Raw genomic sequence first — 23626 nt, forward strand, 5'->3', positions numbered from 1 at the left:
GGAGAAAACCATGTACTTCGCCGTCCTGACCAACCTCGCCCAAGTCCAGAGCTCCACCGTCCTCGCCGTCGGCATCATGATCGGCCTGGCCGCGCTGGGTGCCGGTCTCGGTCTGGCCATCATGTCCGGTAAGTTCCTGGAATCGGCCGCGCGCCAGCCGGAACTGATTCCGGTGCTGCAGGTCCGCATGTTCATCACCGCCGGCCTGATCGATGCCGCGTTCATCATCTCGGTCGCCGTCGGCCTGCTGCTGGCCTTCGCCAACCCGACCATCGGCGAGTTCGTTGCACGTCTGCCGGCCGTTGCGGGCTGATCCAGCGAAAGCGAAACGATCAGGCGCCTTGTGCGCCTGATCGCGGATGAAGGACGGCTGCGCCGCTTCGGGCGGCGCAACCACCCCATCACCCCAGATTGAGCGAACCCCATGGATATCGGTTTTACCCTCGTTGCCCAGGCACTGGCGTTTGCCGGACTGATCTGGATCATCGCGACCAAGATCTGGCCGCCGTTGATGAACGCCATCGAAGAGCGTCAGCAGAAGATCGCTGAAGGCCTTGCCGCTGCTGACCGCAGCCAGAAAGACCTGGCCCAGGCCCAGGAAAAGGTCAACGATGCACTGAAGGATGCGCGCACCAAGGCCAACGAGATCATCGATCAGGCCCATGCACGCGCCAACCAGATCGTTGATGCCGCCAAGAATGAAGCCATCGTCGAAGCCAACCGCCAGAAAGATCTGGCCTACGCCGAGATCGACGCTGCCGCCAACCGTGCCCGTGAAGATCTGCGCAAGCAGGTGTCCGCGCTGGCCGTAAGCGGTGCCGAAAAGCTGCTCAAGCGCGAAATCGACGCCAACGCCCACAAGGCGCTGCTCGACGAGCTGGCCTCGGAGATCTGATCGATGAGCCAGGCCCTCACGCTTGCACGCCCGTATGCCCGCGCCGCGTTCGCGACCGCGCGCGACGAAGGCACGTTCGCGCCGTGGTCGGACGCGCTTGCGTTCTCCGCCCACGTAGCTGCCGACCCGCGCGTGGCGGCCTTGCTGTCGAACCCGGAACTGGATCGCGGCGATGCCGTCGCGATGCTGGTGCCGGAATCGTCCAGCGAGACCTTCGGTCGCTTCCTGGCCATCCTGGCCGATGCGCACCGTCTGCCGCTGCTGCCGGAAATCGCCGGCATGTACGACCAGCTGCGCGCTGAAGCCGAACACGTGGTCAAGGCCACGGTGACCTCGGCCACCGAATTGTCCGGCGCCGAACTGGACGCCATCAAGGCCGCGCTGCGCAAGCGCTTCGGCGCCGAGGTGGATGTGACGACCGCAGTGGATGCGTCGCTGATCGGCGGTGCCGTGATCGACGCCGGTGATGTGGTCATCGATGGCTCGCTCAAGGGCAAGCTGTCGCGCCTGCAGACCGCGCTCGCTAACTGAATTCATTTAACGTCCGGCGTGATCGCCGGCACTAGGACTTGACGATGGCAACCACGCTCAACCCCTCCGAAATCAGCGAACTGATCAAGAACCGCATCGAGAAGGTCAAGCTGGCCGCGGAATCGCGCAACGAAGGCACCGTGACCAGCGTGTCCGACGGCATCGTGCGCATCTTCGGTCTGGCCGACGTGATGCAGGGCGAAATGATCGAACTGCCGAACAACACCTTCGCACTGGCCCTGAACCTGGAGCGCGACTCGGTCGGCGCCGTGGTGCTGGGTGATTACCAGAACCTGCGCGAAGGCGACGTCGCCAAGACCACCGGTCGCATCCTGGAAGTGCCGGTCGGTCCGGAAATGCTGGGCCGCGTCGTGAACGCGCTCGGCGAGCCGATCGACGGCAAGGGCCCGATCGCGGCCAAGGCCACCGCGCCGGTGGAGCGCGTTGCGCCGGGCGTGATCTGGCGCAAGTCGGTCGACCAGCCGGTGCAGACCGGTTACAAGTCCGTCGACTCGATGATCCCGATCGGCCGCGGCCAGCGCGAGCTGGTCATCGGTGACCGCCAGACCGGCAAGACCGCCCTGGCCATCGATGCGGTGATCAACCAGAAAGAAACCGGCATCAAGTGCGTGTACGTCGCGATCGGCCAGAAGGCGTCGACCGTGGCCAACATCGTGCGCAAGCTGGAAGAGAACGGCGCCCTGGCGCACACCGTGGTGGTCGCTGCGACCGCGTCCGAATCGGCCGCGATGCAGTACATCAGCGCCTACTCGGGCTGCACCATGGGTGAGTACTTCATGGACCGCGGCGAAGACGCGCTGATCGTGTACGACGATCTGTCCAAGCAGGCCGTGGCCTACCGCCAGATCTCGCTGCTGCTGAAGCGTCCGCCGGGCCGTGAAGCCTACCCGGGTGACGTGTTCTACCTGCACTCCCGCCTGCTCGAGCGCGCTGCCCGCGTGTCCGAAGAGTATGTGGAAAAGTTCACCAACGGCGCCGTCAAGGGCAAGACCGGCTCGCTCACCGCGCTGCCGATCATCGAAACCCAGGCCGGTGACGTCTCGGCCTTCGTGCCGACCAACGTGATCTCCATCACCGACGGCCAGATCTTCCTGGAAACCGATCTGTTCAACTCGGGCATCCGCCCGGCCGTGAACGCCGGTATCTCGGTGTCGCGCGTCGGTGGTGCGGCCCAGACCAAGATCATCAAGAAGCTGTCCGGCGGCATCCGTATCTCGCTGGCCCAGTACCGTGAGCTGGCGGCGTTCGCGCAGTTCGCCTCGGACCTGGACGAAGCCACCCGCAAGCAGCTTGAGCGCGGTCAGCGCGTCACCGAGCTGATGAAGCAGAAGCAGTACGCCCCGATGTCCATCGCCAACCAGGCGCTGTCGATCTACGCCGTCAACGAGGGTTACCTCGACGACGTGCCGGTCAACAAGCTGCTGGCGCTGGAAGAAGGTCTGCATGCCCACTTCGCCAACACCCAGGGCGAGCTGATCAACAAGATCAACGCGACCGGCGGCTGGGACAACGATATCGAGGCTGCCTTCAAGAAGGGCATCACCGAGTTCAAGACCACCGGCAGCTGGTAAGCCGCATGTAGAGCGGGGCGTTGCCCCGCTTCACTGTGACAAAGCGGAGCACCCCTTCGCTCTACGGGAATAAGAGATGGCAAGCGGACGCGAAATCAAAACCAAGATCAAGAGCGTGCAGAACACCCGCAAGGTGACGCGTGCGCTCGAAATGGTCTCGGCCTCCAAAATCCGCAAGGCGCAGGAGCGGATGAAGACGTCGCGTCCGTATGCGCAGGCGATGAAGCAGGTGATCGGTCACCTGGCCCAGGCCAGCACCGATTACCAGCATCCGTTCCTGGTCCAGCGTGACGAGGTCAAGCGCGTCGGTTACATCGTGGTCTCGTCCGACCGCGGTCTGGCCGGCGGCCTGAACAACAACCTGTTCCGCAAGATGCTGGGCGAAGTGCGCCAGTGGCAGGACAAGGGTGCCGAGATCGATGTGGTCACCGTCGGCCAGAAGGCGTCGACCTTCTTCCGTCGCGTCAAGGTCAACATGGTCGGCACGGTCACCCACATGGGCGATGTGCCGCACCTGGAACAGCTGATCGGCGTGATCAAGGTCATGCTCGATGCATTCACCGACGGCAAGGTCGACCGCGTGTACCTGGTCTACAACCGCTTCATCAATACGATGACGCAGAAAGCCAGCTTCGATCAGCTGCTGCCGTTGCCGGCTGCTGAGAAGCAGGTCGCGCATCACGACTGGGACTACCTGTACGAACCCGACGCTGCGACCGTGCTCGAGCACGTGATGACGCGGTACGTCGAGTCGCTGGTGTACCAGGCGGTGCTGGAAAACGTCGCGTCCGAGCATGCAGCCCGCATGGTCGCGATGAAGTCGGCCAGTGACAACGCGAACAAGCTGATCGGAACCCTGCAGCTGGTCTACAACAAGGCCCGCCAGGCAGCGATCACCCAGGAAATCTCCGAAATCGTCGGCGGCGCGGCAGCAGTCTGACGCGCACAGTCAAAGCACACATTAGAGGATTGCAGCAATGAGTCAGGGCAAGATCGTTCAGATCATCGGCGCCGTCGTCGACGTCGAATTCCCCCGCGAGTCGGTGCCGAAGGTGTACCACGCGCTGAAGGTGGACAACACCGAAATCACGCTGGAAGTGCAGCAGCAGCTGGGTGACGGCGTGGTCCGTTGCATCGCGCTGGGCTCCACCGACGGCCTGAAGCGCAACCTGGTCGCCACCAACACCGAACGCGCCATCTCGGTGCCGGTCGGCGCAGGCACGCTGGGCCGCATCATGGACGTGCTGGGTCGCCCGATCGACGAAGCCGGTCCGGTCACCGCCAGCGACACGTGGGAAATCCATCGTGCCGCGCCGTCGTACGAAGACCAGTCCCCGGCCACCGAGCTGCTGGAAACCGGCATCAAGGTCATCGACCTGATGTGCCCGTTCGCCAAGGGCGGCAAGGTCGGCCTGTTCGGCGGCGCCGGCGTCGGCAAGACCGTCAACATGATGGAACTGATCAACAACATCGCCAAGGCGCACAGCGGTCTGTCCGTGTTCGCCGGCGTGGGTGAGCGTACCCGTGAGGGCAACGACTTCTACCACGAGATGAAGGACTCCAACGTCCTGGACAAGGTCGCGATGGTGTACGGCCAGATGAACGAGCCGCCGGGCAACCGTCTGCGCGTCGCGCTGACCGGCCTGACCATGGCCGAGTACTTCCGCGATGAGAAGGACGAAAACGGCAAGGGCAAGGACGTGCTGCTGTTCGTCGACAACATCTACCGCTACACCCTGGCCGGTACCGAAGTGTCGGCGCTGCTGGGCCGTATGCCGTCGGCCGTGGGTTACCAGCCGACCCTGGCCGAGGAAATGGGCGTCCTGCAGGAGCGCATCACCTCCACCAAGAACGGCTCGATCACCTCGATCCAGGCCGTCTACGTGCCCGCCGATGACTTGACCGATCCGTCGCCGGCCACCACCTTCGCCCACTTGGATTCGACCGTGACCCTGTCGCGTTCGATCGCCTCGCTGGGTATCTACCCGGCCGTGGATCCGCTCGACTCGACCAGCCGCCAGATGGACCCGCTGGTCATCGGCCACGAGCATTACGACACCGCCCAGCGCGTCCAGCAGACCTTGCAGAAGTACAAGGAACTGAAGGACATCATCGCCATCCTGGGCATGGACGAACTGTCCGAAGAAGACAAGCAGGCCGTGACCCGCGCCCGCAAGATCGAGCGCTTCTTCAGCCAGCCGTTCCACGTGGCCGAAGTGTTCACCGGTTCGCCGGGCAAGTACGTGTCGCTGAAGGACACCATCCGTGGCTTCAAGGCCATCGTCGATGGCGAATACGACCACCTGCCGGAACAGGCGTTCTACATGGTCGGCAGCATCGAAGAAGCGGTCGAGAAGGCCAAGAAGATGGCTGAAAAGGCCTGATGCGGCGGGGACGGGCGAGATGCCCGTCCCGACCCGTCACACGGGGTGGGCGCAGGCCCACCGCTGAGGACATCCTGCGGTGGGCGCGAGCCCGCCCTAAAGCGAGAAGAGTTTCATGAGCACCATCCGTTGCGACATCGTCAGCGCCGAGCAGGAAATCTTCCGTGGTGAGGCGACCCTGGTCGTGGCCACCGGTGAGCTGGGTGAGCTGGGCATCGCGCCCAAGCATGCCCCGCTGATCACCCGCCTGAAGCCGGGCAAGGTGGTGGTGACCACGCCGAGCGGCGAGCAGATCGACTTCGCCATCTCCGGCGGCATTCTCGAAGTGCAGCCGCAGGTCGTGACCGTGCTGGCCGACACCGCGATCCGTGCCCAGGACATCGACGAAGCCTCGGTCCGCAAGGCCAAGGAAGAAGCCGAGCGCATCCTGGCCAACCGTGGTGAAGCAATGGAAGTGGCCGAAGCGCAGCAGCGCCTGGCGGAAGTGTCCGCCCAGCTGCAGGCGCTTGAGCGCCTGCGCAAGAACCTCAAGCACTAAGCGGGGCGGCGCGACGGCGCCATCCGCGAAGGGGAAAACGCCGGCTTGCCGGCGTTTTTTTTTGCCTGCATCAACGGTGAGAGCGGCCGCCTCAGCGGAAGATCAGGGTCCGCATCAACAGGAACGACATCCCCGCCAGGCCACCTTCGACCAAGGGTTTGGCCAGCCACGCATAGCGCAGCCCCAGGTGCTCGGCCGCCAGCGTCACCAGCAGCGTGCTGATCGCGGTCAGCACCGCCCAGAGCAGCGCGAAGCGCACGAACCGTGACCAGCCCAGACGGTGTTCACCATCGTGGGCGAACGTGTAGCGGCCGTTGAGCCAGAAGCCGAGCAGCATGCCGCTCACGCGCCCCAGCAGGTTGCCGGGTGCGGCTGGCATTCCCAATGCGGTGGCAGCCACGAACACGGCCCAGTCCAACACCAGCTGGATCAGGCCCACGACGAGATAGCGGCTGCCTTGGCGGAGGAGACTCACGTGCACTCCGGGTGCGGACAATCCCACATGTTAACGAGCGTCGCACTAGAATTCCCATCAACGATTCCCGGAACGTGATCTACCCATGACCCAGCCCCTGCACGTGATCATCCTCGCCGCCGGTGCCGGCAAGCGCATGAAATCCGCTCTTCCCAAGGTGCTGCAGCCGATCGCCGGCCGCCCGATGCTCGCCCACGTCATCGACACCGCACGCCAGCTGCAGCCTGAAGCGATCCACGTGGTGTACGGCCATGGCGGCGAAGCGGTGCGCCAGGCATTCGCCGATCAGCCTGACCTGCGCTGGGCCGAGCAGGGCGAGCAGCTGGGTACCGGGCATGCCGTGCTGCAGGCCATGCCGGAAGTGCCGGATGCGGCAACCGTTCTGGTGTTGTACGGCGATGTGCCGTTGATCCGCGGCGAGACGCTGCGCCACCTGCTGTCGCAGCCGGGCCGCCTGGCCGTGCTGGTGGCCGAGGTGGCTGATCCGACCGGCTATGGCCGCATCGTGCGCAATGCCGAGGGCAAGGTCGGCGCGATCGTCGAACAGAAAGACGCCAGCGACGAACAGCGCAGCATCCGCACCATCAATACCGGCATCATCACCGCCGAATCCACGGCACTGCGCCGTTGGTTGTCCCAGCTCTCCAATGCGAACGCGCAGGGCGAGTACTACCTGACCGACATCTTTGCCGCGGCAGCCAGCGATTACACCCCGGCCGAGATGGCGTTCGTGCAGGATCCGCAGGACGCCGAGGGTGCCAACGACCCGTGGCAGCTGGCCCAGCTCGAACGCGCCTGGCAGCTGCGTGAAGTGCGTGCACTGTGCGCCCAGGGGGCGCGCGTACTGGACCCGGCACGGCTGGATATCCGTGGCACGGTGACCGTGGGCAGTGACGTGCAGATCGACGTCAACGTGATCCTGGAAGGTCGCGTGGTGCTGGGCGACGGCGTCAGCATCGGCGCGTTCACCCGGCTCAAGGATGTCAGCCTGGCCGCGGGCACCGTGGTCAAGCCGCACTGCGATCTGGACGGGGTGATCAGCGAAGGCGCGGCGGAGATCGGTCCGTTCGCCCGGCTGCGTCCGGGTACCGTCCTCGCGGAGGGCGCGCACGTCGGCAACTTCGTGGAAACCAAGAAGGTCGTGCTCGGCGCGGGCAGCAAGGCCAACCACCTCACCTACCTGGGTGATGCAGTGATCGGCAGCAAGGTCAACATCGGCGCGGGCACCATCACCTGCAACTACGACGGCGTAAACAAATCGCAGACGACCATCGGCGACCGTGCCTTCATCGGGTCCAACAGCTCGCTGGTCGCGCCGGTCGTGATCGGCGAGGGCGCCACGGTGGCGGCCGGCTCGGTGATCACCCGTGGCGCGCCGGCGGACAAGCTGACCGTCGCACGCGCACGCCAGGAAACCATCGACGGCTGGAAGCGCCCCACGAAGAAGTAGTGCCGGCCAGCGGCCGGCGCTAGCGGGTGTCGGCAGGCAGGAACACCGCCACGCACAGGCCACCTTCGCGGCGGTTCTGCAATGAAATGCGGCCGCCGTGCGCTTCGACGATCTCGCGCGTCAGCGCCAGGCCGAGGCCGGTGCCGTTGCGCTTGGTGGAATAGAAGGGCATCAACGCGTTCTGCAGCACCGCTTCGTTCATGCCCTTGCCGCGGTCCAATACCTCCAGCCGCAGCCACTGCGGCAGGCGGGTCAGGCGCAGCTCGACATCCTCATTCGGTGGTTCGGCGTCCGCGCAGGCTTCATGCGCGTTCTTGAGCAGGTTCAACAGCGCCTGCCCGAGCTGGGCGATGTCCACCCGGCTGTGCAGATCATCGGGAATTCCGGCCATGCGGAACGGGATCTGGTGCTGAAGGCCGGTCAGGAACAGGTTCCACTGCACGGTCTGCAACTGCGGCTGCGGCAGCTTGGCGAAGCGCGCGTAGCCCCGGATGAACCCTTCCAGGTGGCGGGCGCGCTCTTCGATGGTAGTGAACACTTCTTCCAGCCGTTCCGTCTTGCCGCGCCGGACCAGCTCGCCACCGGAATGCGCCAACGAGGCGATCGGGGCCAGCGAATTGTTCAACTCGTGGCTGATCACCCGGATGACCTTCTTCCAGGTCTGCACTTCCTGACGGCGCAGCTCAGCGGTCAGCAGGCGGATCAACAGCAGGTCGTGCGGGCGGCCGTTGAGATGGAAGTTGCGGCGGGACAGGTGATAGATCTGCTCGTCGTCTTCATCACGTTCATCATCATTGTCCTGGCCTTCCCCGCGCACCGCGAACAGGCTGTCGCCCCCGCGGGCGATGGCATCGCGCAGCTCGATCGGCATCGTCGCCATGACATCGTCCATGCGCTGGCCTTCCAGCTTCCAACCGTTGTGCAGCAGCTTGCGCGCCGCCAGGTTGGAGAACACCACGCGCTGCACGCCGTCGCCGCCGTGCGCCAGCAACAGCATCGACACCGGCGTGTTCTGCACCATGGTGTCCAGCAGCAGCTCGCGCTGGACCAGGTCCTGGCGCTGCGCACGCAGCACATCGCCGAGTTCGCGGTGGGCCTGGACCAGATCGCCCAGCTCATCATTGGAGGGCCAATAGATGCCGAAGTTGTATTCGCCGTCGCGGTAGCTGCTGGTGGTGCCGGACAGGGCGCGCAGCAATGAGCGGATCGGCGCCGTCGCGCGGCGCAGGCTCCACCACATCAGCGCCAGCAGCACGACAACCGAGATGCACGTAACCGCCCAGCCATGGTCCAGCCAGAACGCCAGATACCACGGAAATGCAGCCGCCAGTGCCAGCACCGGCAGCAGGCGCAGGAACAGCCGGAAGGTGAACGAGCGCCGCTTCATTCGCGCGGGATGCCGTAACGGTCCATGCGCCGATACAGCGCCTGGCGGCTGAGCCCGAGCTCGGCCGCCGTCTGGGCGATGATGCCGTGGTTGTGGGCCAGCGCGGTTTCGATGCGGCTGCGGTCCGGGTCCACGGTCGGGCTGGCCGCGCGCGGGGCCGCGGCGCGCGGCAGGTTGAGGTCGCCTGCCTCGATGCGCGGTCCGGTGGCGAACAGTTGGGCGCGCTGCAGCACGTTGCGCAGCTCGCGCACATTGCCCGGCCAGGGATGCCGCTGAAGCGCGGTGGCCGCAGCGGTGGACAGTGGCTTGCCACTGTCCAGGAAGCGTTCGGCCAGCGGCAGGATGTCGCCGGGCCGCTCGGCCAGCGGTGGCAGCGCCAGCTCGACGGTATTGAGGCGGTAGTAGAGATCCTCGCGGAACTGGCCATCGCGGATCATCGCGGGCAGATCGGCGTTGGTCGCACTGATGACGCGCACCTTGACCTGCCGCTCGCGGTTGGAGCCCAGTCGTTCGAAGCGGCCGGTTTCCAGCACGCGCAGCAGTTTCATCTGTCCACTGGCAGAGAGATTGCCGATCTCATCCAGGAACAGGGTGCCGCCATCGGCGGCCTCGAACTTGCCTTCGCGTGCCTTGTTGGCACCGGTGTAGGCACCGGCCTCGGCACCGAACAACTCCGCCTCGATCAGCTCGGACGGAATCGCGCCGCAGTTGAGCGCGACGAACGCCCCCTTGGCTACCAGCGAGTTGGCCTGGATGATCTCGGCGATCTTCTCCTTGCCTGCGCCGTTGGGGCCGGTGATCAGTACCGGCAGTGCCGAGCGTGCCACCTGGCAGGCCAGGTTGACCACACGCTCACTGGCCGGATCGGCCACCACGGCGCCGCGCAGATCGTAGCGGGCCTCCAGCGCCGAGCGATCCCGTTGCTCGCGGTCGCGGCGGCGGTCCAGTTCGCGGCGGGTTTCCGACAGCTCCAGCAGGTTGTTGACCGTGATCAGCAGCTTGCGGTCGTCCCATGGCTTGGCCAGGTAGTCCGCGGCGCCCGCCTTGACCAGATCGACCGCACTGCTCAGATGTGTCCAGGCGGTCAACAGGATCACCGGCAGATCCGGATGGCGCGCGCGGATCTGCTGGAACAATGCTTCGCCTTCTTCGCCGGAGGTGGTGTCTTCGGTGAAGTTCATGTCCTGGATCACCAGATCCACCGGCTGTTGTTCCAGGATCGCCAGCCCTTGTTCGGGCGAGATCGCATGCAGCGCCTCGATGTCGTGCAGCGAGAACAGCACGTCGAGGGCGGTGCCGACGCTGGCGTTGTCGTCAATGATCAGGATCGAGGGCATGCGTCAGCGTAGGGCCGGAAGTGGAATCAAGAGTACCGGAGCGCCGGGCCAAGGGGCAGATGGCCCGGCGCGCTTGGCTCAGTTGCCGGCGCCAGGCGCCTGGGGGATGGGCGGGGTCTGCACCGCCAGGACGTCGCTCCAGGCGGCGGTGTTGACATCGACGGTCACCTGGTCGCCCTTGCGCAGCACGACGACGGGCACCCGGGTGGCCTTGTTGCCGACCAGTGCATGGGTGAGGTCGGCCATGCGCCGGACGGGCTGGCCATCCACACGCAGAATCCGATCGCCGCTGCGCACGCCGAAATAGGTGCTTGGCTCGGTGGTGGTAACGCGCACGATGCCATCCCGGGCATCCACCACCAGGTGGTGGCTGTCATCGCGCCACTCCAGGCGCGCGGTATCGGTCTGGGTGGCGGCCAGCGCGGGAGCGCTGGCCAGCAGGAGGGAGAACAACAGGGTAGCGAGTTTGGTCTGGCGCATTTCAGGCACTCCGGGTGGCAACGGCAGGGGGGACGGCGGCGGCACGACGGGCCGGGCCGAAGACAGCGATCTGGCCGAGCAGCCACAGCAGCACCGCGCCGATCGGCAGGTAGCTGATGGGCATGCGCGGCAGCTCGTAGTTGTTCATCAGCCACAGGTTGATCGTGTAGGCCATCAACATGCCCAGCACGATCCCCACGGTGGCCAATAGGAAGTTCTCGGTCTGGAAGTAGCGCAGGATCTGGCTGCGGGTTGCCCCCAGCGCGCGGCGGATGCCGATCTGCTTGGTGCGCTGCTGCACCCAGAAGCTGGCCAGGCCGACGATGCCCAGTGCAGTGACGACCAGCAATGCCACGCACACGGTGATGAGCAGGCCGACCATGGCGCGGTCATTGGCGAAGTACTTGTTGCGTTGTTCCTCGTAGGTGTACTTGCCGTGCACCAGGCGGCTGGCGTCCACCCGCTCCAGGGCTGCGACGGCGGACTTGAGCACTTCGTCGCGGCGGGTTGGATCGGTGACACGCACCAGGTAGAAGCCCTCGTCATAGGTGGTCCGCAGCGGCAGCACGATCGAGAACTGCGTGTCACCATCACGTGCCGTCGGGCGGGCCAGCACCTTGACGATGCCGATGATGCGCAGCGGCATGGAGCCGCTGTAGATCGTCTTGCCCAGTGCATCGCCGCCGGGGAACATCTTGTCGGCAATTGCCTTGGTGACAACCACCGCCGAGCCCTTGTCCGCCGCGACTTCGTCGTTCTTGACCTCTTCCAGATCGCGATATTCATCGGGCTGGAAATCGCGACCGGCGATCAGCTCCACGCCCAGCGTATCCAGCGCACCTTCCCGGGCGAAGTACTGGGAGGAGCTCAGCGTTGGGCGCTCCTGGTCGGGGACCAGGCCCAGGCTGGTATTCCAGGAGCTGTTGCGGAACGGGATCTGATTCAGCGTCACTGCGCTTTTGACGCCGGGAAGCGCATGCAACGCCGCCAGATCCTCGCGGGTACGTGCCACGGCGTTGACCTGGGGGCCGATCCCGCCCAGCCTGACTTCGATCAGTTCGGTTTCGGCGATGCCGCTGGGCTGGTTGATCTTCTCGATGCGCTGACCAATAAGGAACAGCGCATTGCAGACGATGGCGCAGGTCAGGGCGATCTCCAGCACGATCAGTGCCGCGGCGGTCTTGTGCCGGCGCAGGGTGGAGAGGATGGGACGGATATCCATGGTGTGCTCCGGATCCTTACTGCGATTTGAGTTGGATGGCGGGCGTGACCTGCATGGCGCGCAGCGCCGGCAGGAATCCAGCCAGCAGGCTGGCGACCAGGGTCAGCGCGAAGGTCATCAGCAGCATCTGTCCATCCAGCGTGGCCAACTTGGCGTAGTCCACGGGTTGTTGGCGCACTGCATACAGCCCGACCATCGCCAGTACCAGGCCGAGCAGGCCCCCGGCCAGGCCGACCGTGCCGGCCTCGATCAACGATTGCAGGAAGATCTGGCCACGGCTGGCACCCAGCGCACGGCGTACCCCGATCTCACCACTGCGACGCAGGAATTTGGCCAGCAGCAGGCCCACCGTGTTGATCAGGCAGACCAGCAGGAAGCCCATCGCCAGCCACAACTGCAGGCGCACATCACCGGGGACGACCTTCTTGAAGTCCAGCCATTCCATGACATTGCGCAGGCGCACGTTGTTGGGTCGTTCAAAGCGACCGGCAGCACGCTGCTGATCGGAGTAGTTCTCCAGGTAGCGGCGGTACTCTGCGGCCTGGCCGGGGTTTTCCAGCTCCACCCAGTACTGGATCCAGGTGCAGCTTGCGCTGGGCCCGGTGGGATCGGTCTCGTTGCGACGACCGAAGCAGTCGATACTGCCGTTGCGGTCGAACTTCAACTCGATCGCCGTGGAGAACGGCAGGAAGACGTCCTCGCTGTCGCCGTAGCGACCGGTATACAGATCATAGAAGTGCGGATTGGGGTGCCAGTCGCCGAGCACGCCAACGACGGTCATGGTGTTGCCGTTGACGCGCACCGATTTGCCGACGCTGTTGGCGCCCTCGAACAGCTTCTGGTTGAGTGTCTTGGAAATCACCGCGACCCGGCCGCGACCTTCATCCTCAGTCTCCTTCCACCCTTGGCCGTACAGGAACGGGGTATCGAACATCGGGAAGAAATCGCTCGAGGTGTAGCGCGCATCGGTGCTGAACGGGCGCAGCGTGCTGCTGTCCGGCTCAATGGTGACGCCACCGCCGGTCATCATCGCCTGGCGCTTGGCATGCTTCTCACGAAGCAGCTTGTCCGCATCGAATCGGGTCAGCTGATCGGCGGGCTCTTCTCCGGGCTGATAACCGAGCAGGGGCTGTGGATCAACCAGGACGCTGAACAGCCGGTCGCTCTTCTGCGGAATCGGATCACCGGACAACACATGGAACACGGTCAGCGTGGTCATCGAAGCGCCGATACCCAGCGCGATGGCGATCACCATCAGCGCGGTCAGCACCTTGTTGCGCCGGAAGCTGCGCAGGGCCAGTCGGAAGTAGTAAGCAATCATGGCCGGCCTCAGTCGTTGGCGATGGCGGCGGCAACCGCGGGGCGCGGCGTGGCGAGCACCGGATCGCGCAGCAGGTCGGTGACCTGGCCATCGACGATGTGCACGTTGCGCTTGGCGCGCGCGGCCAGTTCCGGATCGTGGGTGACCATCACGATCGTGGTGCCCTTGGAATTGATCTCTTCCAGCAGCTCCATCACGCCCCGGGCCATCTGGCTGTCCAGGTTGCCGGTCGGTTCATCGGCCAGCAGCAGGCGCGGGCTGCCGGCCAGTGCACGTGCGATCGCGGCGCGCTGCTGCTGGCCACCGGACAGTTCGGCCGGGTAGTGCTTCATGCGCGAGGCCAGGCCCACCTGGCCAAGCGCGTGCTCGATGCGCTGCTTGCGTTCGGCCGCGGGCATGCCGCGGTAGCGCAGCGGCACATCGACGTTGTCGAACAGGTTCAGGTCGGAGATCAGGTTGAAGCCCTGGAAGATGAAGCCGATCTTCTGGTTGCGCAGGCGGCTGCGGGCGTCGTCACCGAGTTGGCTGACGTCCTGGCCATCGAGCAGATAGGTGCCGCTGGTGAAGGTCTCCAGCAGGCCGGCGATGTTGAGGAAGGTGGTCTTGCCCGAACCGGACGGACCGGTCACGGCGACGAACTCCCCTTCGCGGACATGCAGGTCCAGCGACCGCAGGGCATGGGTTTCCACCTGTTCGGTGCGGAAGACTTTGGCGACCGAGCGCATTTCAAGCATGGCTGTTTTCCTTTGAGGGTCGAGAAGATCGAAAGGGACTGAATCAGTTGATGGAGACGCGCTCGGCGTCGCCGAACAGATCACTGCCGGACACCACGACGCGATCGCCGGGCTGCAGGCCAGAGAGGATTTCCACTTCGCCCAGGCTGCTCACACCGAGCTTGACCGGGCGACGGACCGCACTGCTGCCGTCCATGACGTAGGCGTAGCCGTTGCCCTGTTCGACGAACGGGCCACGTTCGATCTTGAGTGCGTTGCGGCGGGTATCGAGCAGCACGCGTGCCTGCATCCGCTGGCTCTGGCGCAGGCCCTGTGGCTGCTTGTCAGCAAAGCGGATGCGGGCGTTGACCTCACCGGCGACCACTTCCGGGGACACCGCGGAGATCTCACCGGCGAACTGGCCGCTGCCGCCGGTCAGCTGTGCCGGCATGCCGATCGACAGCTCGCGCGCGAAGCTCTCCGGCACCTTGATCTCGATCTCGAAGCGGGACAGGTCGACCACGCCCAGGATCGGCGCATTGGCGACGACGTTGGTGTGCTGGGTGGCTTGCACCTGGCCGACCTGGCCATCGAACGGCGCGCGCAGGGTGAGCGCGTCGACCTGACGTTCGACTTCGGTGACCACGGCGCGCTGGCGGTCGGCCAGCAGGCGCTTGTTGCGCGCATCCAGATCGGCGCCCTGGGCCTTGAGCATGGCGTCCTTGCGGGCGTGCTCGAGCTGGATGTCGCTCTTCTTGACGGTGTCCTCGGCCTTGGCGACATCCACCTGCGGCACCGCGCCACCATCGAAGCCGCGTTTGTAGCGCTCCAGGTCGCGCACCGCGGCCTGGCGTTCGATCACGGCCTGGTCGGTGTCTTTCTGGGCGGTGGCGCGGGCCAGCGTGGCATCCAGGCTCGCGCGGCTCGCCTCGGCCTGCAGCCCGGCCAGCGTGGCCTGTTCCTGGGCCAGCTTGCTGCGCAGCTCGGGGCTGTCGATCACGGCCAGCTGCTGGCCCTGCTTGACCACATCACCGGCCACGACCTTCAGATCCACGTTGCCGGCGGAGATCGCATACAGCACCGGGTTGTTGGCCGCGATCACACGGCCGTCCGCAGCGATGTCGCGGACCATGTCGCCCCGGGTGACCTCGGCCACGCGGACACGTGCGCTGTCGAACGAGCGGCTGGCGCCGAGCCAGGCGCGGGCGGCGAAGCCGATCGCCAGCAGCACGACCAGGGCGGCGACCGCCGGCCACAGCCAGCGCTTCCACGGGGCGGGCGCGGCATGCGAGGAAAGGGTCTGGTCCTGGGCGGAAGTGTCGCGGATCATGGGGCTCGTTCGCGGTTGGGTTGTGAAGTACCAAAGCAGACTTCGTGCCAACTTTTCACCCTTTCAAAACAAGGGCTTGCGATCGGCGCGGCGTGTCCGCGTGTCCGCGGACACCGGACCGGACACTTTCGTTAAGCCGGCAGCGCCCAAGCCGCCGGGGCGGCCACGCTAGAATGCGAGGCTAACCAGCTGGGATCTGAATCTATGTGCGGCATTGTGGGAGCGATCGCGCATCGCGACGTGGTACCGGTCCTCATCGAAGGCCTGAAGCGACTGGAATACCGGGGCTACGACTCCTCCGGCATTGCCGTGATCGATACCGCCGCCGCCGAGCCTGATGTCCGTCGTGTGCGCCGTACCGGCCGGGTGGCCGAGATGGAGAAGGCCGCCACGAGCGAAGGCTTCCAATCGCTGCTCGGCATCGGCCACACCCGCTGGGCCACCCACGGTGGCGTGACCGAGGCCAATGCGCACCCGCACATCAGCCACGGCGTGGCACTGGTCCACAACGGCATCATCGAGAACCACGAAGAACAGCGCGAGAAGCTGCGCGCGCTGGGCTACACCTTCGAGTCGCAGACCGACACCGAAGTGATCGCGCACCTGATGCACCATCACCTCAAGGAAGGCGACAGCCTGCTGGCGGCGCTGCAGCGCACGGTCAAGGAATTGACCGGTGCCTACGCGCTGGCGGTGATGAGCCGTGCCGAGCCGGACCACTTTGTGTGTGCGCGCATGGGCTGCCCGCTGCTGGTCGGCGTGGGCGAGGGCGAGAACTTCGTCGCCTCCGATGTCTCGGCGATCCTCCAGGCCACCCGCACGGTGATCTTCCTGGAAGAGGGCGACACCGCCGACATCCGCCGCGACGGCGTGCAGGTCTACGACGAGCACAACCAGCCGATCGTGCGTGAGGTGCACCTGTCGGATGTGTCGCTGGCCTCGCTGGAGCTGGGCCCGTACCGCCACTTCATGCAGAAGGAAATCCACGAGCAGCCGCGCGCGCTGGGCGACACCATCGAAGCGGCGATCGACGCCGGTGGCTTCCCGGCGACCCTGTTCGGCAAGAATGCCGAAGCCGTGCTGTCGGGTATCGAAGGTGTGCAGATCCTTGCCTGCGGCACCAGCTACTACGCCGGCTTGACCGCGCGTTACTGGATCGAAGCGATTGCCGGCCTGCCGTGCAGCGTGGAAGTCGCCAGCGAATACCGTTACCGCGCTGCCTATGTGAATCCCAAGCACCTGATCGTCACCATCTCCCAGTCCGGCGAAACGCTGGATACGATGGAAGCGCTCAAGTACGCCAAGTCGCTCGGCCATCTGCATACGCTCTCGATCTGCAACGTGCCCGAGAGTGCGATTCCGCGCGCCAGTGAACTGGTCTGCTACACCCGTGCCGGTGCCGAGATCGGTGTTGCCTCGACCAAGGCCTTCACTACGCAGCTGGCGGCACTGTTCCAGCTCACCGTGGTGCTGGGCAAGCTGCATGGCCGCATCGACGCCGTGCAGGAAGCGGACTACCTGGAGCAGCTGCGCTTCCTGCCGGGCAGCGTGCAGCACGCGCTGAACATGGAGCCACAGATCGCCGCATGGGCCGAACGCTTCGCACGCAAGAGCAGTGCACTGTTCCTGGGGCGTGGCCTGCATTACCCGATCGCGCTGGAAGGCGCGCTCAAGCTCAAGGAGATCACCTATATCCACGCCGAGGCGTATCCGGCCGGTGAGCTCAAGCACGGCCCGCTGGCGCTGGTGGATGAGGACATGCCGGTGGTGGTGATCGCCCCGAACGACAGCCTGTTGGAGAAGGTCAAATCCAACATGCAGGAAGTGCGTGCGCGCGGTGGTGAGCTGTTCGTGTTCGCCGACCAGGACAGCAACTTCGTCGAGTCCGACGGCGTGCATGTGATCCGCACCCCACGCCATGTGGGCGCGCTGAGCGCCGTCGTGCACACCATCCCGGTGCAGTTGCTGGCTTACCACACCGCACTGGCCCGCGGGACAGACGTGGACAAGCCGCGCAACCTGGCCAAGAGCGTGACGGTGGAGTGATGTGTCCGCCGCCGACGCTGCGCTGACACGTATCCAGGGTGGCCCTGCGGGGTCACCCTTTTTTTGTGCGATCACCCTGTTGCAGAGCCACCCCATGGGGTGGCTACCCGGCAATCGGTACCGGAACTTTAGTCTCACCCTGCGGCGGCATTCAGCGACGGTTTTAGTCACGGTGCCATTCTCAGGGTCGTTCACGCTTTCCACGACGAACCGTCCCAGATTTGCAAACTCCTGGCCCAGGGTGCGGTCGTAGAATCGAGTGACCGAGGACCGCGTGGCACTGCCACCGACCTCGCTGCAACCAGGCGCATCTCTCGACTTCAGTAACCTGTAACAGGAAACAAGAATGAACGTCCGCGAACTCCTGCAATCCAAGAAAGAAGCCATCGTCACCATCGATGTGGAAGACACCATCGGTGCCGCCGCGCACAAGATGAGCGCGCACAAGATCGCCGCCCTGGTGGTGATGAAGGACGATGCGCCCGTGCGGATCGTGTCCGAGAAGGACATCGTGCGCAGCCTTGCGGAAGATGGTCCCCAGGCCGGCCGACGGGTCATTTCCAGCTTGCCGTCGGCAGGGCTGGAAGGCATCGGCCCGGACGCGACCCTCAAGCAGGCCATGGCGCTGATGACGTACTCCCGCCATCGTCATCTGATGGTGACCGAAGGGGCCAAGCTGGTCGGCATCCTGAGCCTTGGCGATATCGTGAAGAATCTGCTCAGCGAGCTGGAGCTGGAAAAGGCGGTACTGCAGGATATCTACCTGGCGGCGCATTGACGCCAGCCCATGGCATCGCGGACAGGTGCCGACCCCGCGTCGGCACGCGTCCCCGTCGCATCGCCGTTGGACTGTTCAACCTGCTGCTGATTCCGGCGGCATATGCCACCACCCAATGTCCCCCTGAGGCCGGCCACAAGCCCGAGTGGATCGGCTGGTTGGCGGTGGCGCTGCTGGGCGGCGGCCTGATCGCGGGCCCGCTGCTGGCATGGTGGGTCTTCGCGCGCAGCAAGGGCGCACGGCTGGGCTGGCGCGTAGTGACCGCCTTCGCCGGGCTCTTGCTGATGCTCGGCCTGTGGGCGGGCTGCGGCGCACTGGCCGGCCACCTCATCCTGAGCTGCTGAGCGCCCGGTCCGCTATGGGATACTTCACCATTGCCGCTTCCTGACACGCTCAAAGGACTGTATGTCGTCGCAAAAGTACTCTGTGAACCAGCATTTGATTGAAACCCTCCTGAGCTGGGTCAGGTCGGGCGAAATCGCAATTCCGGAAATACAGCGACCTTTCGTCTGGGATGCAAGTAAGGTCCGAGACCTGATGGATAGCCTGTACCAGGGCTTCCCGGTCGGTTACATCATCGCTTGGCGCAATCCGACCGTGAAGCTGAAGGACGGCTCCCTGGCAGAAGGGAAGAAGGTTCTCATCGACGGCCAGCAGCGGGTCACGGCGCTGACTGCGGCGATTGCCGGGCAGCAGGTCGTCAATCAAGACTATCTGCAGGTGCACATTCGTATTGCTTTCCACCCGATTGAAGAACGGTTTGAGGTCAGCAATCCTGCCATCGAGAAGGACAAGGCTTGGTTCTCCGACATCGCGCCAATCGTCAGCGGTGACCTGAAGGCTCATAAAGTCGGGCGTGACTACCTCGAGCTGAACCCGGATGTGGACGAAGACCTGCTTTACGAGCGGTTGGACAAGTTGTGCGACATCACCAAGAAGCAGGTAGGCCTGATTGAACTCGCGGCTGATCTGGACATTGAGACGGTGACCGAGATATTCATCCGCATCAATTCAAAAGGCGTGGTGCTCAGTCAAGCCGACTTTGCCATGTCGAAGATTGCTGCCAATGAGGAGTTCGATGGCAATACGCTGCGCAAGGCAATCGACTACTTCTGCCACCTTTCCATCGCTCCTGAGTTCTACGCGCATATCGAGAAGAACGACAAGGCATTCGTTCAGACCGACTACTTCCGGGCCATGCGCTGGTTGAAGAGCGAGAACGACGATCTGTACGATCCAAGCTACTCGGATATGCTGCGTGTGGCATTCACTACTCGCTTCAACCGTGGGCGATTGTCCGACCTTGTCGGGTTGCTATCGGGTCGAAATTTCGAGACCCGCAGTTACGAGAAGGAGATAGAAGAAGCGTCCTTCAGGACGTTGGGTGAGGGGGTCAAGGAGTTCATCAGTGAGACGCACTTCAAGCGCTTCCTGATGATAATTCGCTCGGCGGGCTACATGGACAGCTCGATGATCGGCTCTGTCAATGCCCTCAACTTCGCCTATGTGCTTTACCTCAAACTCAAGCGCGACCTCGGCAACGATCCGAACATCGAAACATGGGTTCGGCGCTGGTTTGTCATGTCGTTGCTGACCGGACGCTATTCGGGTTCGCCAGAATCGCGTTTCGACCGCGACATCAAGGCCGTGCACGAGCGTCCGATTGCCGAGGTGCTTGGTGAGATCGAGGCAGCCGACTTGTCCGATGCTTTCTGGGACTTCGGACTGCCCCAGGCACTGAACACATCATCTGTCAATGCTCCGGCCATCAAGGTGTTCTGGGCTGCGCAGGCAAATCAAGGTGACAGGGGCTTCCTGTCCAAGGACATCACCGTGCGCGACATGCTCACACACCACGGCGACATCCACCATGTATTCCCGAAGAATTTCCTGAAGGGCCGTGGTCTGAGCAGAAGCAAGTACAACCAGGTTGCGAACTATGTTTACGTGCAGCAGGAAGTGAACATCAAGATCGGCCAAACCGCACCGGCCAGTTACATGGCAGCTGTGCTGGATCAGTGTGAAACCGGTACGGCCCGCTATGGCGCCATTGTTCGGCTGGCAGATTTGCGCGCAAACCTGCAGGCAAACTGCCTGCCAGACGAACTGCAGGCGTATCAGCCCGAGAATTTCGATGCGTTTCTTACAGAGCGCCGCAGGTTGATGGCGCAGAAGATCAAACGCTACTACGCCGGTCTGTAGGCGAGGGAGGACGGACTTGACCTTCGGAGTTGACCTGGCCTCGGTCAATATCAGATCCCGCGCCGGAGCAGCTACACGGCGCACAAACGCCGCAGATCCTCCACCAGCCCGCGATACGCCGCCTCGCGCGCCTCGCCCTCGCCCTGTCGCAGTACCCACGCCGGGTGCACCGTGGCGAATGCGCGCGTGCCGTCGTCCAGCGAGTGCCAGCGGCCGCGCTTCTCCATCAGGTTAAAGCCCGCACCGAACACGGCAGTAGCCGCGGTGGCCCCCAGGCACACGATCACCGCCGGGCGCACGTTTTCTATTTCTGCCATCAGCCACGGTTTGCACGCAGTGACGTGGGTCATCTGCGGCTTGCTGTGGATGCGCCGTTTGCCGCGTCGCTCAAACCTGAAGTGCTTCACCGCATTGGTCATGTACAGCGTGCTGCGGTCAATATCAAGTTCCGCCAACGCGCGGTTCAACAGCTGCCCGGCCGGACCCACGAAGGGGTGCCCGCTCAGGTCTTCGCTGTCGCCGGGCTGCTCGCCCACCAGCATCACCTTGGCGTTCTGCGGCCCTTCACCGAACACCGTCTGGGTGGCCGGTTCCCATAGTGGGCAGCGGCGGCATCCCATGGCCGCCGTGCGCAGCGCATCCAGGTCATCGCCGTTGGCGGTGGCCGGCGCACGCGCGGTAATCCGGCGGTCGGGAATGCGGCGCTGCGGTGCCTGCACGTCGCGGTCATGCATCTCCTGTACGCGATCGCCAGCGTCGCGCACCAGCATCGGCAGCAGCGTTGCTTCAGGCAGGTGTTTCCAGTACCTGGCGGGCATTTCCTGCCGCATCATGCGCGTGTTGAGCCGGGCCGGGTTGAAGATATTGGCGTAGTAGGTGCGCCACAATTCTTCGCGCGCGTCCTCGCGCGGCGCCTGCTCCTGGCTGCCGCCGGGGCCGAATGACAACGTGCTGCCATCCCATCGCGCGCTGCGCGTCGGGGTCAGGATCGCCCACCGCATGCCGGCGAAGCGACGCGCGAAGAAGGGCGCCACCCGGTCCACGATGTGGTGGTCTGGCTCGAACCAGGCAATGAACGCCTCTTGCTCGCCGGGTACTTCCCGGAAGCGCACGAACGCCTTCATTTTGTGCGCATCGCGGCGTACTGCCTGCGCCAGGGCCATGGCGCGCACCACGTCGGGGTCGGCCGGGTTGGTCAGCAGGCGGCGCTCGCCGTGGGTTATGCGCCACAGCATCCGGTACAGCAGCGCCAGTCGCTGCGGTTCACGGTGGCACAGGCAGGTGGCGGCCAGTTCGAGAAAGTCACGGGGTACCGCGGCCTGCGTCGGCGTGGGCTGCACCGGTAGTGGCGCAGCCAGCACCGAAGGGGCATCCAGCAGCGAGCCGTCGCCGGCATCGAGCCAGTCCAGCTGGGGCGGTGTGACCTGTCGCTGCAATGCCGCCCGCGCTACCGCGCGCCATGCCTGCAGCGACCACGCCGGGTCCACCCGCGCGCTCCAGCGCTGCAGGTCAGTACGTGCCGGACCAGTCAAAACAACGCACCCTGCTTCGGTGGCGGCGCCAATCGCGCGCGCAGGGTGGCAGGATCATCCAGCTGCTTGCGCGGATGGTGGTCGGCCAGCTGGACGAACGGTAATAGTTTGCTCATCGGCGCGCGCAGCCGGGCCACGTCGGCCACCCGCAGGCGGCCATGGCGGCGCGCCATCAACACGCGCTTGACGTTGCGCACGCCCAAGCCGGGAATACGCAACAGCAATTCCTTCGGCGCCGTATTGACGTCCACCGGAAAACGCTCGGGGTGTCGGATCGCCCAGGCCATTTTCGGATCGATGTCCAGGTCGAGCATGCCGCCCTGGGTGGTGTCGGTAATCTCTTCCACCCCGTAGCCGTAAAAGCGCAGCAGCCAGTCAGCCTGATACAGCCGGTGCTCACGCGCCAGTGGCGGCGCTTGCAGCGGCAGCGCTTTGCTGGCATCGGGGATCGGGCTGAACGCGGAATAGTAAACCCGGCGCATGTGGTAATTGCCATACAGGTTGTCCGCCGCGCCCAGGATCTGCAGGTCGCTCGCGCCGTCGGCACCGACGATCATCTGTGTACTTTGCCCGGCCGGTGCGAAGCGCGGCGCTCGCGGTTTCCGGGTGCGCGGGGCCGGGTCGGCCAGCGGCAGGGTAGCGGTCGCCTTGCGCGCCTCCTTGGCCTCCTCGATCCGCCAGCTGAGCTCGCCCATCGCGCCACGGATGGAGGGCATCGACTTTTCCGGGGCGTAACTGGCCAGTCCGTCTTCAGTGGGCAGTTCGATGTTGATCGACAGGCGATCGGCATAACGCCCGGCGGCAGCCAGCAGTTCGGGCGAGGCCTCGGGAATGGTCTTCAGGTGGATGTATCCGGCGAACCGATGTTCCTGGCGCAGCACCCGCGCCACTTCCACCATGCGTTCCATCGTGTAGTCGGCGTTGCGGATGATGCCGCTGGAAAGGAACAGGCCCTCGATGTAATTGCGCTTGTAAAAATCCATGGTCAGCGCGACCACCTCGTCCACGCTGAAGCGCGCCCGCTGCACGTTGCTCGATACCCGGTTCACGCAATAGGCGCAGTCGTAGATGCAGAAGTTGGTCAGCAGGATCTTCAGCAACGAGACGCACCGCCCATCCGGGGTATAGCTGTGACAGATCCCCGCGCCCTCGGTGCTGCCGATGCCACCGGATTTGACCGAGTTCCGCTTTCCCGCGCCGCTGGAGGCGCAGGAGGCGTCGTACTTGGCGGCATCGGCGAGGATGGCGAGCTTGCGCAGGGTGTCCATGCGGGCACCCTAAGCAGGGGCGATCTCATCCAGTGAGATTGGCGGCGGCGCACCCTGAAGCGTTCACGCCACGCCGAAGGAACGGTCCGCCGGCTCGCGCCGCGCGCCCATTCACGTTCTTCACATTCCCGGCTAGACTTCGCCC

Annotated in this window: 22 protein-coding genes; 12 read left to right on the forward strand and 10 right to left on the reverse strand. The window is 64.7% G+C overall.

Translation table 11 applies throughout. From position 1 onward, the window contains the following. The first annotated feature begins 10 nt into the window (after window positions 1-10). From atpE to AC1DIQ_RS11475, 7 genes are all read left to right on the forward strand, one after another. Window positions 11-313, forward strand: coding sequence for a F0F1 ATP synthase subunit C (gene atpE, locus AC1DIQ_RS11445; RefSeq protein ID WP_088433762.1), 303 nt, complete (start codon window positions 11-13; stop codon window positions 311-313). Between the two features lie 111 nt (window positions 314-424). Continuing rightward, a complete protein-coding gene (locus tag AC1DIQ_RS11450; RefSeq protein ID WP_088433763.1) occupies window positions 425-895 on the forward strand; it encodes a F0F1 ATP synthase subunit B in 471 nt (156 codons plus the stop codon). 3 nt (window positions 896-898) lie between these two features. After that, complete coding sequence (locus AC1DIQ_RS11455) at window positions 899-1426, forward strand: F0F1 ATP synthase subunit delta (RefSeq protein WP_088433764.1); 528 nt, start codon at window positions 899-901, stop codon at window positions 1424-1426. Window positions 1427-1470: 44 nt separating this feature from the next. Continuing rightward, window positions 1471-3018: a F0F1 ATP synthase subunit alpha gene (atpA, locus tag AC1DIQ_RS11460; RefSeq protein ID WP_088433869.1), complete on the forward strand. Its 1548-nt coding sequence runs from the start codon at window positions 1471-1473 to the stop codon at window positions 3016-3018. Between the two features lie 76 nt (window positions 3019-3094). After that, entirely contained in the window at window positions 3095-3958 is an 864-nt protein-coding gene (gene atpG, locus AC1DIQ_RS11465) for a F0F1 ATP synthase subunit gamma (RefSeq protein WP_088433765.1), read from the forward strand. Window positions 3959-3995: 37 nt separating this feature from the next. Next, on the forward strand, window positions 3996-5402 hold the full coding sequence (gene atpD / locus AC1DIQ_RS11470) for a F0F1 ATP synthase subunit beta (RefSeq protein ID WP_121040078.1): 1407 nt from the start codon (window positions 3996-3998) through the stop codon (window positions 5400-5402). Window positions 5403-5517: 115 nt separating this feature from the next. Further along, a complete protein-coding gene (locus AC1DIQ_RS11475) occupies window positions 5518-5940 on the forward strand; it encodes a F0F1 ATP synthase subunit epsilon (protein WP_019183637.1) in 423 nt (140 codons plus the stop codon). A 91-nt stretch (window positions 5941-6031) separates the two neighbouring features. Here AC1DIQ_RS11475 and AC1DIQ_RS11480 read toward each other — a convergent pair whose 3' ends face one another. Next, complete coding sequence (locus AC1DIQ_RS11480; protein WP_478050061.1) at window positions 6032-6415, reverse strand: GtrA family protein; 384 nt, start codon at window positions 6413-6415, stop codon at window positions 6032-6034. Window positions 6416-6500: 85 nt separating this feature from the next. On the opposite strand from AC1DIQ_RS11480, the gene glmU reads away from it, so the two are divergent. Then, entirely contained in the window at window positions 6501-7865 is a 1365-nt protein-coding gene (gene glmU / locus AC1DIQ_RS11485) for a bifunctional UDP-N-acetylglucosamine diphosphorylase/glucosamine-1-phosphate N-acetyltransferase GlmU (protein ID WP_478050062.1), read from the forward strand. A 19-nt stretch (window positions 7866-7884) separates the two neighbouring features. Here the strand turns inward: glmU and AC1DIQ_RS11490 are convergent, their stop codons facing one another. The 7 genes from AC1DIQ_RS11490 to AC1DIQ_RS11520 form a co-directional block, all read right to left on the reverse strand. Further along, window positions 7885-9252, reverse strand: a complete 1368-nt coding sequence (locus tag AC1DIQ_RS11490; RefSeq protein WP_121040069.1) for a sensor histidine kinase — start codon at window positions 9250-9252, stop codon at window positions 7885-7887. Continuing rightward, window positions 9249-10589: a sigma-54-dependent transcriptional regulator gene (locus AC1DIQ_RS11495; RefSeq protein WP_121040066.1), complete on the reverse strand. Its 1341-nt coding sequence runs from the start codon at window positions 10587-10589 to the stop codon at window positions 9249-9251. Before AC1DIQ_RS11495 ends, AC1DIQ_RS11490 begins: the two co-directional genes overlap by 4 nt. A 78-nt stretch (window positions 10590-10667) precedes the next feature. Continuing rightward, entirely contained in the window at window positions 10668-11069 is a 402-nt protein-coding gene (locus AC1DIQ_RS11500) for a PDZ domain-containing protein (protein WP_121040063.1), read from the reverse strand. A 1-nt stretch (window position 11070) separates the two neighbouring features. After that, entirely contained in the window at window positions 11071-12291 is a 1221-nt protein-coding gene (locus tag AC1DIQ_RS11505) for an ABC transporter permease (RefSeq protein ID WP_121040060.1), read from the reverse strand. A 16-nt stretch (window positions 12292-12307) separates the two neighbouring features. Beyond that, a complete protein-coding gene (locus AC1DIQ_RS11510; protein ID WP_121040057.1) occupies window positions 12308-13612 on the reverse strand; it encodes an ABC transporter permease in 1305 nt (434 codons plus the stop codon). An 8-nt stretch (window positions 13613-13620) separates the two neighbouring features. After that, entirely contained in the window at window positions 13621-14346 is a 726-nt protein-coding gene (locus tag AC1DIQ_RS11515) for an ABC transporter ATP-binding protein (RefSeq protein ID WP_121040054.1), read from the reverse strand. Window positions 14347-14389: 43 nt separating this feature from the next. Then, entirely contained in the window at window positions 14390-15655 is a 1266-nt protein-coding gene (locus AC1DIQ_RS11520) for an efflux RND transporter periplasmic adaptor subunit (RefSeq protein ID WP_478050063.1), read from the reverse strand. 204 nt (window positions 15656-15859) lie between these two features. On the opposite strand from AC1DIQ_RS11520, the gene glmS reads away from it, so the two are divergent. The 4 genes from glmS to AC1DIQ_RS11540 all read left to right on the forward strand — a co-directional run bounded on the left by glmS (window position 15860) and on the right by AC1DIQ_RS11540 (window position 20681). Beyond that, entirely contained in the window at window positions 15860-17701 is a 1842-nt protein-coding gene (gene glmS, locus AC1DIQ_RS11525) for a glutamine--fructose-6-phosphate transaminase (isomerizing) (RefSeq protein WP_478050064.1), read from the forward strand. A gap of 346 nt (window positions 17702-18047) precedes the next feature. After that, window positions 18048-18479, forward strand: coding sequence for a CBS domain-containing protein (locus tag AC1DIQ_RS11530; RefSeq protein ID WP_152152316.1), 432 nt, complete (start codon window positions 18048-18050; stop codon window positions 18477-18479). Continuing rightward, window positions 18476-18823, forward strand: a complete 348-nt coding sequence (locus AC1DIQ_RS11535; protein WP_478050065.1) for a hypothetical protein — start codon at window positions 18476-18478, stop codon at window positions 18821-18823. Before AC1DIQ_RS11530 ends, AC1DIQ_RS11535 begins: the two co-directional genes overlap by 4 nt. A gap of 61 nt (window positions 18824-18884) precedes the next feature. Further along, window positions 18885-20681, forward strand: coding sequence for a GmrSD restriction endonuclease domain-containing protein (locus AC1DIQ_RS11540; protein WP_313219542.1), 1797 nt, complete (start codon window positions 18885-18887; stop codon window positions 20679-20681). A 71-nt stretch (window positions 20682-20752) separates the two neighbouring features. Here AC1DIQ_RS11540 and AC1DIQ_RS11545 read toward each other — a convergent pair whose 3' ends face one another. Both AC1DIQ_RS11545 and AC1DIQ_RS11550 read right to left on the reverse strand, forming a co-directional pair. Further along, window positions 20753-22213 (reverse strand): UdgX family uracil-DNA binding protein, encoded by a 1461-nt coding sequence (locus tag AC1DIQ_RS11545; RefSeq protein WP_478050066.1) that lies wholly within the window; start codon window positions 22211-22213, stop codon window positions 20753-20755. Further along, a complete protein-coding gene (locus tag AC1DIQ_RS11550) occupies window positions 22210-23481 on the reverse strand; it encodes a putative DNA modification/repair radical SAM protein (RefSeq protein ID WP_141059450.1) in 1272 nt (423 codons plus the stop codon). The genes AC1DIQ_RS11545 and AC1DIQ_RS11550 overlap by 4 nt, the downstream gene beginning before the upstream one ends. Between the last annotated feature and the right edge of the window lie 145 nt (window positions 23482-23626).

The organism is Stenotrophomonas sp. 05L413 (assembly GCF_056397945.1).

What these genes read in the sequence shown, in the direction of transcription:
- atpE (WP_088433762.1), top strand. Translation starts at nt 11, where the DNA reads ATGTACTTCGCCGTCCTGACCAACCTCGCCCAAGTCCAGAGCTCCACC.
- AC1DIQ_RS11450 (WP_088433763.1), top strand. Translation starts at nt 425, where the DNA reads ATGGATATCGGTTTTACCCTCGTTGCCCAGGCACTGGCGTTTGCCGGA.
- AC1DIQ_RS11455 (WP_088433764.1), top strand. Translation starts at nt 899, where the DNA reads ATGAGCCAGGCCCTCACGCTTGCACGCCCGTATGCCCGCGCCGCGTTC.
- atpA (WP_088433869.1), top strand. Translation starts at nt 1,471, where the DNA reads ATGGCAACCACGCTCAACCCCTCCGAAATCAGCGAACTGATCAAGAAC.
- atpG (WP_088433765.1), top strand. Translation starts at nt 3,095, where the DNA reads ATGGCAAGCGGACGCGAAATCAAAACCAAGATCAAGAGCGTGCAGAAC.
- atpD (WP_121040078.1), top strand. Translation starts at nt 3,996, where the DNA reads ATGAGTCAGGGCAAGATCGTTCAGATCATCGGCGCCGTCGTCGACGTC.
- AC1DIQ_RS11475 (WP_019183637.1), top strand. Translation starts at nt 5,518, where the DNA reads ATGAGCACCATCCGTTGCGACATCGTCAGCGCCGAGCAGGAAATCTTC.
- glmU (WP_478050062.1), top strand. Translation starts at nt 6,501, where the DNA reads ATGACCCAGCCCCTGCACGTGATCATCCTCGCCGCCGGTGCCGGCAAG.
- AC1DIQ_RS11490 (WP_121040069.1), bottom strand. Translation starts at nt 9,252, where the DNA reads ATGAAGCGGCGCTCGTTCACCTTCCGGCTGTTCCTGCGCCTGCTGCCG.
- AC1DIQ_RS11495 (WP_121040066.1), bottom strand. Translation starts at nt 10,589, where the DNA reads ATGCCCTCGATCCTGATCATTGACGACAACGCCAGCGTCGGCACCGCC.
- AC1DIQ_RS11500 (WP_121040063.1), bottom strand. Translation starts at nt 11,069, where the DNA reads ATGCGCCAGACCAAACTCGCTACCCTGTTGTTCTCCCTCCTGCTGGCC.
- AC1DIQ_RS11505 (WP_121040060.1), bottom strand. Translation starts at nt 12,291, where the DNA reads ATGGATATCCGTCCCATCCTCTCCACCCTGCGCCGGCACAAGACCGCC.
- AC1DIQ_RS11510 (WP_121040057.1), bottom strand. Translation starts at nt 13,612, where the DNA reads ATGATTGCTTACTACTTCCGACTGGCCCTGCGCAGCTTCCGGCGCAAC.
- AC1DIQ_RS11515 (WP_121040054.1), bottom strand. Translation starts at nt 14,346, where the DNA reads ATGCTTGAAATGCGCTCGGTCGCCAAAGTCTTCCGCACCGAACAGGTG.
- AC1DIQ_RS11520 (WP_478050063.1), bottom strand. Translation starts at nt 15,655, where the DNA reads ATGATCCGCGACACTTCCGCCCAGGACCAGACCCTTTCCTCGCATGCC.
- glmS (WP_478050064.1), top strand. Translation starts at nt 15,860, where the DNA reads ATGTGCGGCATTGTGGGAGCGATCGCGCATCGCGACGTGGTACCGGTC.
- AC1DIQ_RS11530 (WP_152152316.1), top strand. Translation starts at nt 18,048, where the DNA reads ATGAACGTCCGCGAACTCCTGCAATCCAAGAAAGAAGCCATCGTCACC.
- AC1DIQ_RS11540 (WP_313219542.1), top strand. Translation starts at nt 18,885, where the DNA reads ATGTCGTCGCAAAAGTACTCTGTGAACCAGCATTTGATTGAAACCCTC.
- AC1DIQ_RS11550 (WP_141059450.1), bottom strand. Translation starts at nt 23,481, where the DNA reads ATGGACACCCTGCGCAAGCTCGCCATCCTCGCCGATGCCGCCAAGTAC.